This is a genomic window from Alistipes timonensis JC136, assembly GCF_900107675.1.
Lineage (GTDB): Bacteria > Bacteroidota > Bacteroidia > Bacteroidales > Rikenellaceae > Alistipes > Alistipes timonensis.
In genome coordinates this window covers 49679-64807 of record NZ_FNRI01000010.1, presented here as the reverse complement: position 1 = coordinate 64807, position 15129 = coordinate 49679, and the positions used below count along the sequence as shown (strand labels likewise).

Genomic DNA, 15129 nt, shown 5'->3' with positions numbered 1-15129 from the left:
TTATTTAACCTTAATTATCAACTTATCTCCCTTACGGCTTTCCGGACTGCATTCGTCATAATAGCCGTAATCAAGACGTAGCACGATTTTTTTACCGGACGTGCCGCCGCTGATATTTACTCGTAAAGGAAGTTGCAGGACATCCTTATTCCTGAAATTGAAAACCTGCTCGCTGAGAATGAAATCACCGCCGGGTTTTGCCGCGGATAGATTCTCCTCGACAATGACCTTTACCGTCTGTTTGGGATGAGCTTTGGCTGCAAAAGCATTGCGTGTAACCAATAAATCCACCTGCGCACCGGGTCCGACAGTTATTTTCGTAACAGGTTCAACCCAGCCCTCCTGCGATGGATCGTTATGCAGGAAATAAAACATGTCCTCGAAGCTCCAAACATGTTTTTCATCGTTGCAAGAAATGAATCCGATGGTAAACGCAAGCAAGAAAAGAATCTTTTTCATAATAAATTTTAGAGTGTGGAATAATCAAGGAAACAGAGAATTATGTCCCTGTTTCCTTGATATGGAATAGTTAGATACATTCGGGAACCGGCAGGTAAATTCCTTGGCAGCAATTAATATCCGTAACAACTCCGCAATTACCCATCTCACGGCTTCGTGCCCTATGTACAATGCAGTTGAATCCGCTCGGCATAGGTACTTCCGTAGGGGTCATGTTGAATTGACCGTTTCCGAAACCGATGGTCGCATACAGGTTCTTTGTGGATTCCGTTTTCGAATAGTTATTTCTGTATGTTTCGAAAGAAATACGTTTCCCGGCGATGGTTAAATCCCAATGCAGATTCTCAATATAAAAGCGGTCATTGTATGTATTCCATCCTATCAGGGTCTTCTTCTTTTGTCCCGAAACATGCACCTGAATAGCAAAGGAGGTGTTATAGTATTTCTGTCCATTTACCTCTTGCACAGCAGAGTGACGCAATACGTTGGTGCGAGAGAAAACTTTGTACTTTTTTGTTTCACGACGGCGATCCGTATACTTCTGCGAAATCTCTCCTCTGGTCTGGGTTTCATCGAATACAGGCGCAACATATCCTATTTCTTCAACTTCAACAGCCCTTGTTTTTGCATCGGTCTTCTCGATAGTTACGGATTCCGCGTTCACGGTATGTTTGACATCACCGACATAAAAAACTCCATTAATGTCGGCAATGCTGGCATAACCGACAGAAGTAATAACAGGCATCAGGCGGTCATTATCCATTTTAAGATAGCCTGCGCAGGTTTCAAGAACCGCTTGGTACTCCTCCGGAGTTTCACAGGCGATAATATCATCCAACATACCATCCGTGAACGAACGCCACGAGGTGAAATTATGCGCTTTCTCGAAAGCGTGCAGAGATTCTTCCGAAGTCAGCGATTCCAAAGTGTTCAGGCAAACTTCACCTGATGAAAAATGCAGTGTGCCGTCAATGCAGACAATATCACCCCCGACGCCCATTTCCTGCGGTTCCGGTGCTGTCTGTTCAGGGGTCGTTTCTTTCGTGCAGGCAAAAGCGACAGCCGCAAGACCTGCCAGTAAAACGATAGAAATATGTTTCATAATCATAATTTTAAAGGTAAATCTAAGAAATTATTCGGTAAACTCGATCTGTCCGGTGTAAATCGTACCGTTTTCATATTCGACGGTAATCAGATAAACCCCGCAGTCGAGGTCCGACACGTCGAGTGTCGCAGTCTGATCCCCGAAATTCACCATTTCCGTAAGATAGGTTCCATTGCCGGAGATCGTAACGAATGCTCGGTCGCAATTCTCCGGAGAGTGGAGCGTAATGGTGTTGCCATCCGGAGAAAGCACCGCATTAATCGGCGGCATGACGCTGCGCGGACCTTTAACCGTCATTTTCTTTTCCAGATAAACGGACGTGGTTTTCGGCCGTTTCCGATTTGCATACGCTTCAAAGCAAATTCCGGCTCCGATGCAACACAGCACAAGTAATAAAAGTAATTTTTTCATGTGATAAGATATGTGGGTTAGACAATAGCAAAGTTAGGCTTTCGGTTTCTTCCGATAGCAAAATCAGCGCCGATAAAATCTATCACATGAAGTCGATAAATGGTTGATATACATAGAAATAGAAGTTGCGAGAATTGCATAAATCTCGCAGTTTTTATAATACACACAATAATCACCTGAAAGCCAGATTGTTATGTGTTATATTTTGAAGGTTTATTCAGTAGGGGAGGGATTTGTTTGATAATCAGAATGTTATTGCATTTTCTGGATGAAAAAGTCCTTTTCGGCCGAATCCGATGCCGCAATTCGGGCTTTCAATCTTGATTTGCGGTTGTAGACATTCGATACCGAATCGCCGATTATAACGCTGATGATTTGCGCCGAGAATCCGGCGTAGATGTAACATAGCAAATCCATATCCGCAGGTTTGAATTTCGGGAACTGCTTCCGCAGTTTCACGATGATATTGTCATTTACCGTGTTTACGATCTCCTCCAATTCTTTTTTTGTCGCGGGATTGGATGCAAGGTTCGTAAAGAAGTTTTTCACCTGTTTGTAAATAACCTCCTGCTGGGCTTTTGTATTGTTCCGTTCATAGAACGCCCGGCCGAGTTGGTCGAGGAACTCGAAGCGGGACAACACCAATTCTTTAAGTTGCACCTCCTGTCCCTCCTTGACGGCAAGATGTTCGAGGATGCGGTTTTTTGATGCCCGGATGCTGTCAACGGCCAACATGTAGCGTTCAACCTGCTGCTGTTTTCGTTTCATGCGTTCCTGATAGTAGTAGATCAGGAAAATTGCGACGGTGCAGATCAGCAGTCCGACAATATATTCAAAGTAAGTTCGTACTTTCAGGCGGTAACTCGCAAAAGCAGTTTGCTCTTTATAATATTTTCCCTCGGCGGCGGTTGCTGATTGAGATACCACCATGCGGGATACGGAATCGCTCAACCAGATATATTCATTGATCGAATTGGCTGCTTCCTCTGAATTTCCGGATGCCAATTCAATTTGAATAGATAGATATGCCAGTTGTGCATCGTCCCGAACATCCTCCGCCAACTCCGAAGCGATATTGAAATAATATCGTGCGCTGTCTATCTTGTGTTGCAGATAATAGACTTTGGCCAATACTCTATATTGATAAATTGACAGACCATCTGGAGCGGTCCGCTCAATTTCCTTTACGGCCTGCAAGGCTTTTGGATAATCGCCCTCATTTACATAAATATCCCCCAAATTGCTTAAACAAGCAATAACCATATCGTTATCTTCCTGCTGTGCGGCTGCTTGCAGAGCTTGCGAATAGTATTTTACGGCATTGGCGTTATCGCCCAAACTGGAATAGGCATTAGCGATATTAAGTGTCGCATTATTCATAAACGCGGGATTGCGTAGTTTTTCCCAAGCGCCATAAGCATTCTGATAATATTCCAGCGCTCCGTTAAAATTCATCTGCTCGGAATAGACCTCCCCGATACGGGAGTATACCAAACCCAGGTAATAATTCTTATGCGCCGCGAACGCGTATTTTTCCGCAGTCAGATAATAGCGCATAGCTTCCTGATAATCGTCGCCGTTTTGATAGATTCGCCCATAGTGATAGTTAATCAGAAACTTCACCGAATCCGAACAAATCCGGTTGTCGTAATACCGGTATGCAATGCGTATCAGCGAATCATCATCGGCATCCACATAATTTTTATCGAGTGCCGCGGAATACAAGAGTGCGTATTTTGCCCGCGTGCTGCGCCGCAGAATCCGGTCGGGGTCAATGTTCTCGATGATGCGCAACGAGCTGTCCGGTTCGATGCGTAACAATCTTGTCGCAATAGACAATTCTTGCTCGATTTGCCTGTTGCTGCCACAGCCACATAGAAGAAAACCTGTTAAAAAAGATAATAAGTATTTCATAATTGCCAAATGTCATCATAAAAATATAGATTTTTTTGACATCTATATCTGAAAGAAAAATTATATCGAAAGATTCTTAGATTTAATAATATATTGACTTGCCATTTTATCATCGATATATTTTATTCATCTTAAATAAAAACAAAAGACGAGTACAAGGTTCAGCACTTTGTAATCGTCTCAGTTGTTATTTTGCTATAAAGAATATTACTTAATTTTATTACCCTTGATGCTTTTCAGTATAATTTACCTATCGCGAAAATTTTCCGTATTTTGCAAAAGGTTCTTTGAAACGCGGTATTTCAGCGCAACAGACTGAAAACAAACCGTTGCCTTTTTGTTACCTACTATCCTATGCAAAAATGTAACGACCTTATGAATCTAGTCGTTACATCATTATGGTATCGTACTTCAAAAGAAGCGGGGGGGGGATTTTATTAGTCGAGTTCGTTGAAAAACTCTTTCAGCGAGGTGCCGTAATAGTTGCAGAGTTTGGAAAGCGTGCTGACAGTGATATTGTATCGGGCTGTTTCGATCTTGCCGATATGTACGCCCGTATCTTCATAGACGGTTTCCTGCGAAACACCTTTCTCCGCGCGCAGTTCTTTGAGCCTGCCCGCTATTGCTTCTAAAAGCATTGTATCGCGCCACGGTTGTTTCATCGGGACAAAGAAACGAGTGACCTGAATAATTTTGTAATGATATATACATCATTATCCGGGAATTTTGTTTATCTTTGTCGTATGAGATAGCAGATACCGGGCCGGAATGGTATGCGGCGGAACAAAGGTGTGAGTTGCGTCACTGAGTATTGAATTCTTCAAAGTCTCCTTTGCCCGCCGCTTTTTTCGACAGAAATAGATAACCCCGCACCGGAAAGTGCGGGGTTTTTCAATATGGAGCGAAGTATAAGATGTTTCAGCTGTTCTTAAACTCGCCTCTGAATGTGTTGCAAGATCATGGCTTCCGATCGGATTGCCACGGCATCTGCGATGCCTCGCAATGACGGAAAAGGCGCAGATGAGGGTGGAAAGCGTCCTGACATTCCGTCGCGCCCTAAAATCCGGCTCTTAGCAGGGCCGAGCGATGACGGAAAAAGCGCAGAACCGGATGAAGAGCACCCCGAAGCAACTACCGCCCCCCCCCTAAATCCGGCTTTTTAAGCCGGCTATTTTAAATAGATGCCGTGGGCGGCGCATTCGGCGATCATCTTCTCGGGCCAAGTGCTGACCTGCACCTCGCCGATATGGGCGCAGCGCAGGTAGAACATGCAGAGGCGCGATTGTCCGATGCCGCCGCCGATCGAGAGCGGCAGACGCCCTTCGAGCAGCATCCGGTGAAACTCCATCTCGCGCCGCTCGGGACAGCCGCAGATCGACAACTGCCGTTCGAGAGCCTCGGCGTCGACGCGGATGCCCATGCTCGACAACTCGAGGGCGCTTTCCAGAACCGGGTTCCAGACAAGGATATCGCCGTTGAGACCTTTATATCCCCCTTCGGTCGGGGTGCTCCAGTCGTCGTAGTCCGGGGCGCGTCCGTCGTGGCGCTGGCCGTTCGACAATTCGGCGCCGATGCCGATGAGGAACAGCGCGCCGTATTTGCGTGCGGCGGCCTGCTCGCGTTCCTTGGGCGTGAGCGCGGGGAACTCCTGTAGCAGCTCCTCGGCCTGCAGGAACGTGATCCGTTCGGGCAGGATGGGCGTGATGTGCGGGTAGAGTTCGTAAACCTCCTCCTCGACGGCTTTCATCGCCTCGTAGATCGTCTCGACGGTTGCTTTCAGGAAGTCGAGGTTGCGCTCCTCGGGGCGTATCGTGCGCTCCCAGTCCCACTGGTCGACGTAGAGCGAATGGATGTTGTCCAGCTCCTCGTCGGCGCGTATGGCGTTCATGTCGGTATAAAGCCCGTATCCGGGAGCGATCTTGTAAGCCCCGAGTTTCATGCGTTTCCATTTGGCCAGCGAGTGCACCACTTCGGCACGGCGGTCGCCCAGGTCGCGGATCGGGAACGACACGGCGCGTTCCACGCCGTTGAGGTCGTCGTTGATGCCCGTGCCCGAGAGGACGAACAACGGGGCCGTGACGCGGCGCAGGCGCAGCGTGCGGGAGAGCATGTCGGGGAAAATCTCTTTGAGGTAGCCGATGGCCTGCTCCATGGTTTCGGGAGCGAGTTTGGCGGTATAGTCTTCCGGAATGAACAGCGGCATAGTTTGAATTTTTTTGGTCCGTAAAACGGGTTACAGCGAAGTGGAATCGGTTTTGTCGCCCGCGTCGATGAGGTTCTCCTCCGAAACGCCCAGCGAACGGTAGTAGGTGTTCAGTTCGGCGAGGACCTCCTTGCGGCCCGCATAGCTGGCCAGGTAGTAGACATCGCCCAGCTGGTCGAGCTTTTCGTCGATGATGCCCGAAACCATGTTTTCCTGATCCCCCTCGAAGCGGAGATAGTGCTCGATGTACTCGATCAGCGTTTGGGCATACTCCCTGAGCAGTGCGTCGCCCTTGTCGGCGGCCTCCGCGTCGCCCATCGCCGCGGCGGCGTAGTAGGCTTCGAGGAAGGGATAGGTGTTGGTGTCGGTGAAGCGCACCTGCGAGGTCGGCATCCGCTCCAGCCCCAGGTCGAGCAGCTCGACGGCCTCGGCGACGCGGTCCTGCCGCAACAGCTCCTTGGCCACACGGGCGAAGGCGTCGCGTGCGTGTGAGGCCGAGAGGTTGTATTGGATGAAGTAGTCGACATAGACCCTCGGATCGGAGATATTGCCGTAGCGGAAGGTCTCTTTCAGCAGCGGAGCCGCATAGTCGGGGTCAATGCGCCCGATCTCGTAGGGGTTCTGCGCCGGGGTGAGAATCGGCACGAGACGGTAGGCGTAGCCGTCGAACTGGAGGTAGTCCATCAGCCCGAAGTCCTGCAGGATATAGACCTGCGTGAGGTAGATCGGGCGTTTCCAGTCGAAGTTGGCCAGCATGTCGAGGATCATCAGCTGGTTTTTGTCCAGCGAATTTTTCTTCAGGTTGATATACACCGTGTCGACCATCTTGTCGCGGTCCTTCTCGGCCACGATGCCCGAAGCGATGGCGTTCTCCTTGTTCACCGGCAGCGCGATGCGCTTGGTGGGGATGTAGTCGGTCATCGAACCGTCGGAGAGTTTGATCTGGCTGCGCGGGTCGTCGCTGCGCACGAAATCCATCACCTCGCGGATGTCCACCGTGCGGTCTACGCTGTTGGTGACGTAGATCATGTCGTTGTTGTAGGTGTACTTGTGCTTGGGCAGCGAGAACGGAACCCCTGCGGCGTCGTTGGCCTTGGTCTTCATCTCGTCGATGTACCACTCGCCCCCGAGGTAGGAGGTGTTCATGATCCGCACGTCGGGACGCACGCCGTAAACCTCCTGGTTGTTCCACAGCGGGAAGGTGTCGTTGTCGCCGTAGTTGAGGATGATCGAGTTGGGGAGCGTCGACATGAGGTAGTTCCAGCCGATGTCACGCGCCATCGTGCGGTGCGAACGGTCGTGGTCGTCCCAGTTCTGGGCCGCGAGGATCGCCGGAACGCCCATGCAGAGGAGGGTTGCGGCGGCCGCCGCCGTGACGTTGTCGCGCTTGGTGATCCATGCGATCAGGTCGCGGATGGCCAGCACCCCGAATCCGATCCAGATCGAGAAGGCATAGAACGATCCCGCATAGACGTAGTCGCGTTCGCGCGGCTCGCCGGGCGAGGTGTTGAAATAGAAGACCAGCGCGATGCCCATCATTACGAACAGCCACATCACGATCGAGAAGTTTCGCTGGTCGCGGTTCAGCTGATAGATCAGTCCGATCAGCCCCAGCAGGAAGGGCAGGAAATAATAGGTGTTGCGGCCTTTATTTTCGGCGATTTCGCGCGGGAGGTTGTCCTGCGGGCCGAGGTACATCTCGTCGATCCAGCGGATGCCCGAGAGCCAGTTGCCGTCGGTGATCGTCGTGCGCGAAGGCTGTATGTCGCTCTGGCGTCCCACGAAATTCCACAGGAAATAGCGCCAGTACATGTACGAAAGCTGGTAGTTGAAGAAGAAGTTGAGGTTTTCGCCGAAGGTCGGCTCCGTGACCGTGCGGGGTTCGCCGTAGGAGTCGGTGTAGACCTTCTTGCGGCCGAAGTCCAGCACCTCGCCGCGCACGGGGTTTCCCTTTTCGTCGAGGCGTACCTTGCCGTTTTCGTCGCGCAGCACTTCGTCCGAGGTGCGGTAGGCGGCCCACTGCTTGTACTCCTTTTCGCCTTTCGAGTAGTTCCACATGCGCGGGAAGAGGGTCATGAACTCCGGCGAGTGAGTGTAACCCGTCAGCACCGTGGCGGTCTTGTACTTGCCGTCCTCGTCCAGATACCACACCTTCTTCTCCTTCACGCCCTCGGGGGGAGCCGAATACTGGGCTCCGTAGAGCAGCGGACGGTCGCCGTACTGGTCGCGGTTCAGGAGCGACAGCAGGGCGTGGGGATTGTTGGGGTTGTTGGAGTTCATCGGCGGGTTGGCTGCGGCGCGGATGGTCACCGAGGCGTAGGAGGAGTAGCCGATGAGGATCATCGTCGTCGAGAGCAGGATGATGTTCAGCAAGACGCGGCCCCGCTTGTGGGCGGTCCATGCGGCCCATCCCATGCCGACGATCAGCGCCAGCGCGAAGAGCGTGATGCCCGAATTGACCGGCAGGCCGAACGTATTGACGAACAGCGTGTCGATCTGCGCGCCGAACCAGACGGTGTAGGGGATGATGAAGTTGTTGACGAAGACGATCAGCGCCCCGGAGATCACGGTCGACCACGCGATGCCTTTCCAGGTCACCCGTTCGGTCTTGCGGAAATAGTAGATGAAGACCAGTGCGGGGATACACAGCAGGTTGAGGATGTGCACGCCGATCGAGAGGCCCATCAGATAGGCGATCAGCACGATCCAGCGTGAGGAGTGGGGTTCGTCGGCCTGCTCCTCCCATTTGAGCATCAGCCAGACGACCAGTGCGGTGAACATCGACGAGAGGGCGTAGACCTCGCCCTCGATGGCCGAGAACCAGAAAGTGTCGGTGAAGGTGTAGGCCAGGGCCCCGACGGCTCCGGCTCCCAGCACGGCGACGGTGTTGACTACGGAGAGTTCGCCGCCGTCGCGGGTCAGCAGACGCCGCGCCAGGTGGGTGATGGTCCAGAACAGGAACAGGATGCAGAAGGCGCTGGCCAGCGAGTTCATGGCGTTGACGGCGATGCCCACATAGTCGGGGTTGCCGAACGAAAAGAGCGTCGCCAGGCGCGCCAGCATCATGAACAGGGGCGCTCCGGGAGGGTGTCCCACTTCGAGTTTGTAGGAGGTGGCGATGAACTCCGAGCAGTCCCAGAGACTCGACACGGGTTCCATGGTCATCAGGTAGACGATCGCCGCAATGGCGAACACCGTCCAGCCCATAATGTTGTTCCAGCGTTTGAAAAAGTGCATATCCGAGAAAACTTTTTTCGTAACTACTTATCGTACAAAAGTAATGATTTAACGTTTTATTTCAAACCTTATTTTTCGGGAAGCCCGATTTTACCACATTTTCCACCAACTCTTTCGCGGAGCGGCTTCTGCGGCGGGTTTTGCGGCCTGCGCCTGCGCCGGTTTCGCACCGCCTGCGGGGCGGCGTTTGCGGCGGCGGGACGACGATGACTTCGAAGCGCCCTCCGGCGTGTTCGCGGCGGCTGATTTGTTTGCGGCGGTTTTCGGGGCGTTGCGGTCGCTCCTCGGGGCGTTGCCGGAGCCGTTGCGCTCCTGCTTGCGGGCCGCGTCGGCCGTGCCTTTGTCCGCAGGCTGGATGGGTGTTCCCGGTGCGGGGCGCGTGCCCCGGCGCCGCCGGGAGCGTGACGAACGGGCTGCCGGTTCCGCCGTTTCCTGTGCGGGGGCTTGCTTCGGTTCCTGCTTGCGGGCGGGTTTGGGCTCGGCATTCCGGGCCGGCTTTGGGGCAGCCTGCTGTTCCGTGCTGCGGGCCGGTTTCGGCGAGGATTTCCGGGCGGACTTCCGGGCCGGTGCGGCGGACTGCCGCGCGGCGAATTCCGGAACGGGTCCCTCGACGGGGATCGTCAGTCCGGTGAGCTTCTGGATGTCTTTCAGGTAGTCGAACTCGTCCTCCGAGCAGAACGACCATGCGGTGCCCTCGTATCCGGCGCGGCCCGTGCGGCCGATGCGGTGGACGTAGGTCTCGGGAACCTCCGGCAGGTCGTAGTTGATGACCAGCGGGAGCTGGTCGATGTCGATGCCCCGCGCTGCGATGTCGGTGGCGATCAGCACCCGGCAGAAACCGCCTTTGAAGTCGTTCATGGCCTTCACGCGGGCGTTCTGCGACTTGTTGCCGTGAATGGCGCTCGACTGGATGCCGGCGCGGTTGAGTATCTTGGCCAGCTTGTCGGCGCCGTGCTTGGTGCGTGTGAAGACGAGCACCTGCTGAGCGTCGGAGCCTTCCAGCAGGTCGATCAGCAGTTGGCTCTTTTCGGCCTTCTCGGCGAAGTGGACCCGCTGCGAGATGGTCTCGACCACCGAAGCGGGCGGGGTGACGGTCACCAGCACGGGATCGTGCAGGATTTTGGCGGCCAGTTGGGCGATGTCCGGGGGCATCGTGGCTGAGAAGAAAAGTGTCTGCCGCTGTGCGGGCAGCAGCGGCAGGATGCGGCGGATGTCGTGGATGAAGCCCATGTCCAGCATGCGGTCGGCCTCGTCGAGCACGAAAAAGCGGATCTTGTCCAACGAAATATAGCCCTGCCCGATGAGGTCCAGCAGCCGGCCCGGGGTGGCGACCAGCAGGTCCACGCCGCGTTGCAGCGCATCGACCTGCGGACGCTGGTTGACGCCTCCGAAGATCACGCAGTGGCGGATGGAGAGGTAGCGCGCATAGTCGCGGCAGCATTCGTCGATCTGGATGGCCAGTTCGCGTGTCGGCGTGATGACCAGGGCGCGTATTTCGCGGCGCCCCCTGGCGGCGGGTTCTGCGGCTAAAAGCTGGAGGATAGGCAGCGTGAAGGCTGCGGTCTTGCCCGTCCCGGTCTGTGCGCAGCCCTGCAGGTCGCGGCCTTCGAGTACGGGAGGGATGGCTTGTTGCTGAATGGGGGTCGGATCGGTGTACCCCTTTTCCCCGATGGCGCGTAACAGCGGCTCGGAGAGTCCTAAGTCTTGAAATTTCATAATAATCGGCGGTAAAGGTACGATAATTTCCCGGTTCCTGCGCCGGAGGGGCGTATATTTCTTACCTTTACGCGACGATAATTCGCAAATATGAAACGAAGACTCCTGTTGGCGGCCTGTGCCGTCCTGATTTTTTGTGCGGGCGTCCGGGCGCAGGGTGCGACCGACCGGAAAATGCGCGACGCGGGATTGGTCGACGTGCTCGAAGTGGATTCCACGCTGCGCGTACGGCTGATGTACTCCACGGACGACAATTTCATGGGCCGCGACGTTTACGGCGACCTCGAACGGGCCTATCTGCTGCCGCACTTCGCCGCGAAGCTGGCGCACGCCCAGCGGTTGCTGCGTGAACGGCGTCCCGGGTGGCGGATGCTGGTCTGCGACGCGGCGCGTCCGATCAGCGTCCAGCGGTATATGTACAGCCTGGTCGAGGGGACTCCGAATCAGGTTTATGTGGCCGACGGCGCGCGCGGCGGGCGTCACAATTACGGCGTGGCGGTCGACGTGACGCTGTTCGACGCCGCGGGGCGCGAGGCCGACATGGGCACGGCGGTCGATTTTTTCGGCGAGGAGGCCCACACCGGAGGCGAGGCCGCGCTGGTCGCCGCGGGGAAGATCTCCGCCACGGCGGCCCGCAACCGCGAACTGCTCCGGTCGGTCATGCGCGGGGCGGGGCTGGTTCCCTACCGCCGCGAATGGTGGCACTACGAGGAGCCGATGCCGATGCCCGAGGTGCGCGAACGCTTCCGCCTGCTCGATTTTTGAGCTCCGAGCGCGGATGTTTGCGGAAAAAGTTGTAATTTTACCCGTTCAAAACGTTAATTCACGAATATGGATTCCAAACTCGTACTTTACAATACGCTCACCCGCCGCAAGGAGGAGTTCGAGCCCCTCGTTCCGGGCCGCGTGGGCATGTATGTCTGCGGTCCCACGGTTTACGGCGACCCGCACCTGGGCCACGCCCGGCCCGCCGTGACCTTCGACCTGCTGTTCCGTTACCTCAAAGCCGTCGGCTACAAGGTGCGCTACGTGCGCAACGTCACGGACGTGGGCCATCTGGAGCACGACGCCGACGAGGGTGAGGACAAGATCGCCAAGAAGGCCCGCCTCGAACAGCTCGAACCGATGGAGGTGGCGCACTACTACACGGAGCGTTACCACCGTGCGATGGAGGCCCTCAATGTCGAGACCCCCTCGATCGAGCCCTACGCCTCGGGCCACATCATCGAGCAGATCGAGTTCGTGAAGAAGATCCTCGCCGACGGCTATGCCTACGAGTCCAACGGGTCGGTCTACTTCGACGTGGAGAAGTACAACGCCAAATACAACTACGGCAAGTTGTCGGGCCGCAACCTCGACGACATCATCGCTAACACGCGCGAGCTGGACGGACAGTCGGACAAGCGCCATTCGTACGATTTCGCACTGTGGAAGAAGGCGGCGCCCGAGCATATCATGCGGTGGCCGTCGCCCTGGGGCGAGGGATTCCCGGGCTGGCACATGGAGTGCTCGGCGATGTCCACGCGCTACCTCGGGGAGCGTTTCGACATCCACGGCGGCGGCATGGACCTGATGTTCCCGCACCACGAGTGCGAGATCGCGCAGTCGACCGCCGCGCTGGGCCACGATTCGGCCCGCTACTGGGTGCACAACAACATGATTACGATTAACGGGCAGAAGATGGGCAAGTCGCTGGGCAACTTCATCACCCTCGAGGAGCTCTTCACCGGCAGCCACAAGCTGCTGGCGCAGGCTTATTCGCCCATGACCATCCGCTTCTTCGTGCTGCAGGCGCAGTACCGCTCGACGCTCGACTTCTCGAACGAGGCCCTGCAGGCCGCCGAGAAGGGGCTGGACCGTCTGATGAAGGGTATTGAGGCTTTGGGGAAAATCAAACCCGCCGACGCTTCGACGGTCAATCCCGCCGAGCTGGAGACCCGCTGTGCCGAGGCGATGGCCGACGACCTCAATTCGCCGATGGTCATTTCGGCGCTCTTCGACTGGGTGCGCATCATCAACCAGTTGGTCGACGGTTCGCAGACGATCACCGCCGCCGATCTCGAAACCCTTACGGCCACCGTCCGCCGCTATGCCTTCGACATTCTGGGCCTGCGTGACGAAAAGGCCGTCGGAGCCGCTTCGGGCCGGGATTACGTGACGCCGCTGGTCGAGATGCTGCTGGAGGAGCGCCTGAAAGCCCGCGCCGCGAAGGACTGGGCCGCTTCGGACCGCATCCGCGACGGGTTGGCCGCCGCCGGCATCCGCGTCAAAGACGGCAAGGAGGGCACGGACTGGGAGTTGGAATAGCCCCCACCTAAGAGGTGGGTTTCAGGGGCGACGGCAGGATTCCCCGTGTCGGGACCTGAATGGCGCTTCGACCCGCCCACCTAAGAGGCGGGATTTAGGGGCTGCGGCAGTACTTTGCATATCAGCACCTTATTTCCGCTCCCGTATGCCGCATTGAAAGATTCCGACTCGATGCCGGAGTCGTTAAGCGACGGACCGGCTAAAAGCGCGAGCGGAGGGGACGGTTTGCTTGCAAACCCGCGAATAGTCGCCCGGAGCCAGCGTTAGACGGTTTGTCGCAGGCAGAGGCATCCGTCGGAGAGTTTTTGGTACTTTTTTCGGAAAAAAGTACATGAAATTCCGTGTCTGAGACGCGGGAAAATGGAATAAATTTATGACAACAGAACTCAAATCGGCGGCTTTGGAGCTCGGGACCGAGCGCATCCGGAAGCTGCTCGTGCAATATGCCGTGCCGGCGATCATCGCCATGACGGCGTCGTCGCTCTACAACATGGTCGACAGTATCTTCATCGGCCACGGAGTAGGGCCGCTGGCCATTTCGGGCCTTGCGCTGACCTTCCCGTTGATGAACCTCGCCGCGGCTTTCGGTTCGCTGGTGGGCGTGGGCGCCGCGACGCTGATCTCGATGCGCCTGGGCCAGCGGGACTATGAAACGGCCCAGCGGGTGCTGGGCAACGTGCTGGTGCTCAATCTTATAATCGGTGTGTCGTTCGGCCTCGTGACATTGGCCTTCCTCGACCCGATTCTCTATTTTTTCGGGGCCAGCGAGGCCACGATCGGCTATGCCCGCGAGTATATGAAGATCATCCTGCTGGGCAATGTCGTTACCCACATGTATCTGGGTCTGAATGCTGTGCTGAGGGCTTCGGGACACCCCCGCAAGTCGATGTACGCCACGATCATCACGGTGGTCATCAATGCGATTCTCGACCCGGTCTTCATCTTCGGATTCGGCTGGGGCATCCGCGGTGCGGCTATCGCCACGGTGCTGGCGCAGGTTATCTCGCTCGTGTGGCAGTTCCGGATACTTTCCGACAAATCGGAATTGCTCCACTTCCGCCACGGCATCTACCGCCTGCGGAAAAAGATCGTACGCGACATGCTCGCTATCGGCATGTCGCCCTTTCTGATGAACCTCGCGGCGTGTTTCATCGTCATCCTCATCAACAAGGGACTGAAGGAGTACGGGGGCGACCTGACGATCGGCGCCTACGGCATCGTCAACCGGCTGGCGTTCTTCTTCGTGATGATCGTGCTGGGCGTCAACCAGGGCATGCAGCCCATTGCGGGTTATAACTTCGGCGCGAAGCAGTACGACCGCGTGATGCGCGTGCTGAAGCTGACGATCATCGGCGCCACGTGCGTCACCACGGCGGGATTCGTCATCGGCGAGTTCATGCCGCGGCTCGCCGTGGGAATGTTCACCTCCGACGAGGAGCTGATACGCCTTTCGGTTGAGGGCATGCGCATCGTCTTCTTCTGCTTCCCGATCATCGGGTTTCAGATGGTGGCCACGAACTTCTTCATGAGCGTCGGCATGGCCGGCAAGGCGATCTTCCTGTCGCTGTCGCGTCAGCTGTTGTTCCTGATGCCGGGGCTGATCTTCCTGCCCCGCATCTTCGATGTCTACACCGAGTGGAACGGCAGTTGGGGCGTGTGGTGCGCGATGCCGCTGTCGGACTTCCTGGCGTCGCTCGTGGCGTTCTTCATGCTGACTTACCAACTGCGGAAATTCCGGGCCATCGGTGCGGAAAACGCCGCCAAAGAGGGATAGGAA

The 15129-nt window shown here is 55.7% G+C and carries 11 protein-coding genes; 3 read left to right on the top strand and 8 right to left on the bottom strand.

Translation table 11 applies throughout. The features are described from left to right. From BLU78_RS12505 to BLU78_RS12470, 8 genes are all read right to left on the bottom strand, one after another. Complete coding sequence (locus tag BLU78_RS12505; protein ID WP_010266105.1) at window positions 1-459, bottom strand: hypothetical protein; 459 nt, start codon at window positions 457-459, stop codon at window positions 1-3. A gap of 70 nt (window positions 460-529) precedes the next feature. After that, window positions 530-1561: a hypothetical protein gene (locus BLU78_RS12500; RefSeq protein ID WP_231291003.1), complete on the bottom strand. Its 1032-nt coding sequence runs from the start codon at window positions 1559-1561 to the stop codon at window positions 530-532. A 30-nt stretch (window positions 1562-1591) separates the two neighbouring features. Continuing rightward, window positions 1592-1975, bottom strand: coding sequence for a DUF3244 domain-containing protein (locus BLU78_RS12495; RefSeq protein WP_231291001.1), 384 nt, complete (start codon window positions 1973-1975; stop codon window positions 1592-1594). A 252-nt stretch (window positions 1976-2227) separates the two neighbouring features. Next, on the bottom strand, window positions 2228-3889 hold the full coding sequence (locus BLU78_RS12490; RefSeq protein WP_143029407.1) for a tetratricopeptide repeat protein: 1662 nt from the start codon (window positions 3887-3889) through the stop codon (window positions 2228-2230). A gap of 437 nt (window positions 3890-4326) precedes the next feature. After that, on the bottom strand, window positions 4327-4527 hold the full coding sequence (locus BLU78_RS12485; RefSeq protein WP_010266092.1) for a helix-turn-helix domain-containing protein: 201 nt from the start codon (window positions 4525-4527) through the stop codon (window positions 4327-4329). Between the two features lie 530 nt (window positions 4528-5057). Continuing rightward, the gene (gene asnA / locus BLU78_RS12480; RefSeq protein ID WP_010266089.1) at window positions 5058-6092 is read right to left on the bottom strand and encodes an aspartate--ammonia ligase; all 1035 of its coding nucleotides are present in this window, start codon (window positions 6090-6092) and stop codon (window positions 5058-5060) included. Window positions 6093-6122: 30 nt separating this feature from the next. Continuing rightward, window positions 6123-9329 carry a glycosyltransferase family 117 protein gene (locus tag BLU78_RS12475; RefSeq protein WP_010266085.1) on the bottom strand — a complete coding sequence of 1069 codons (3207 nt, stop codon included), beginning with the start codon at window positions 9327-9329 and terminating at the stop codon, window positions 6123-6125. 90 nt (window positions 9330-9419) lie between these two features. Further along, window positions 9420-11045 (bottom strand): DEAD/DEAH box helicase, encoded by a 1626-nt coding sequence (locus BLU78_RS12470; RefSeq protein WP_010266083.1) that lies wholly within the window; start codon window positions 11043-11045, stop codon window positions 9420-9422. Between the two features lie 90 nt (window positions 11046-11135). Between BLU78_RS12470 and BLU78_RS12465 the strand changes: the two genes are divergently transcribed. The 3 genes from BLU78_RS12465 to BLU78_RS12455 all read left to right on the top strand — a co-directional run bounded on the left by BLU78_RS12465 (window position 11136) and on the right by BLU78_RS12455 (window position 15126). Beyond that, window positions 11136-11810 (top strand): M15 family metallopeptidase, encoded by a 675-nt coding sequence (locus BLU78_RS12465; protein ID WP_044106720.1) that lies wholly within the window; start codon window positions 11136-11138, stop codon window positions 11808-11810. Between the two features lie 66 nt (window positions 11811-11876). Beyond that, window positions 11877-13352 carry a cysteine--tRNA ligase gene (gene cysS / locus BLU78_RS12460; protein ID WP_010266076.1) on the top strand — a complete coding sequence of 492 codons (1476 nt, stop codon included), beginning with the start codon at window positions 11877-11879 and terminating at the stop codon, window positions 13350-13352. Between the two features lie 373 nt (window positions 13353-13725). Continuing rightward, the gene (locus tag BLU78_RS12455) at window positions 13726-15126 is read left to right on the top strand and encodes an MATE family efflux transporter (RefSeq protein ID WP_010266074.1); all 1401 of its coding nucleotides are present in this window, start codon (window positions 13726-13728) and stop codon (window positions 15124-15126) included. The last annotated feature ends 3 nt before the right edge of the window (window positions 15127-15129 follow it).

What these genes read in the sequence shown, in the direction of transcription:
- BLU78_RS12505 (WP_010266105.1), bottom strand. Translation starts at nt 459, where the DNA reads ATGAAAAAGATTCTTTTCTTGCTTGCGTTTACCATCGGATTCATTTCT.
- BLU78_RS12500 (WP_231291003.1), bottom strand. Translation starts at nt 1,561, where the DNA reads ATGAAACATATTTCTATCGTTTTACTGGCAGGTCTTGCGGCTGTCGCT.
- BLU78_RS12495 (WP_231291001.1), bottom strand. Translation starts at nt 1,975, where the DNA reads ATGAAAAAATTACTTTTATTACTTGTGCTGTGTTGCATCGGAGCCGGA.
- BLU78_RS12490 (WP_143029407.1), bottom strand. Translation starts at nt 3,889, where the DNA reads ATGAAATACTTATTATCTTTTTTAACAGGTTTTCTTCTATGTGGCTGT.
- BLU78_RS12485 (WP_010266092.1), bottom strand. Translation starts at nt 4,527, where the DNA reads ATGCTTTTAGAAGCAATAGCGGGCAGGCTCAAAGAACTGCGCGCGGAG.
- asnA (WP_010266089.1), bottom strand. Translation starts at nt 6,092, where the DNA reads ATGCCGCTGTTCATTCCGGAAGACTATACCGCCAAACTCGCTCCCGAA.
- BLU78_RS12475 (WP_010266085.1), bottom strand. Translation starts at nt 9,329, where the DNA reads ATGCACTTTTTCAAACGCTGGAACAACATTATGGGCTGGACGGTGTTC.
- BLU78_RS12470 (WP_010266083.1), bottom strand. Translation starts at nt 11,045, where the DNA reads ATGAAATTTCAAGACTTAGGACTCTCCGAGCCGCTGTTACGCGCCATC.
- BLU78_RS12465 (WP_044106720.1), top strand. Translation starts at nt 11,136, where the DNA reads ATGAAACGAAGACTCCTGTTGGCGGCCTGTGCCGTCCTGATTTTTTGT.
- cysS (WP_010266076.1), top strand. Translation starts at nt 11,877, where the DNA reads ATGGATTCCAAACTCGTACTTTACAATACGCTCACCCGCCGCAAGGAG.
- BLU78_RS12455 (WP_010266074.1), top strand. Translation starts at nt 13,726, where the DNA reads ATGACAACAGAACTCAAATCGGCGGCTTTGGAGCTCGGGACCGAGCGC.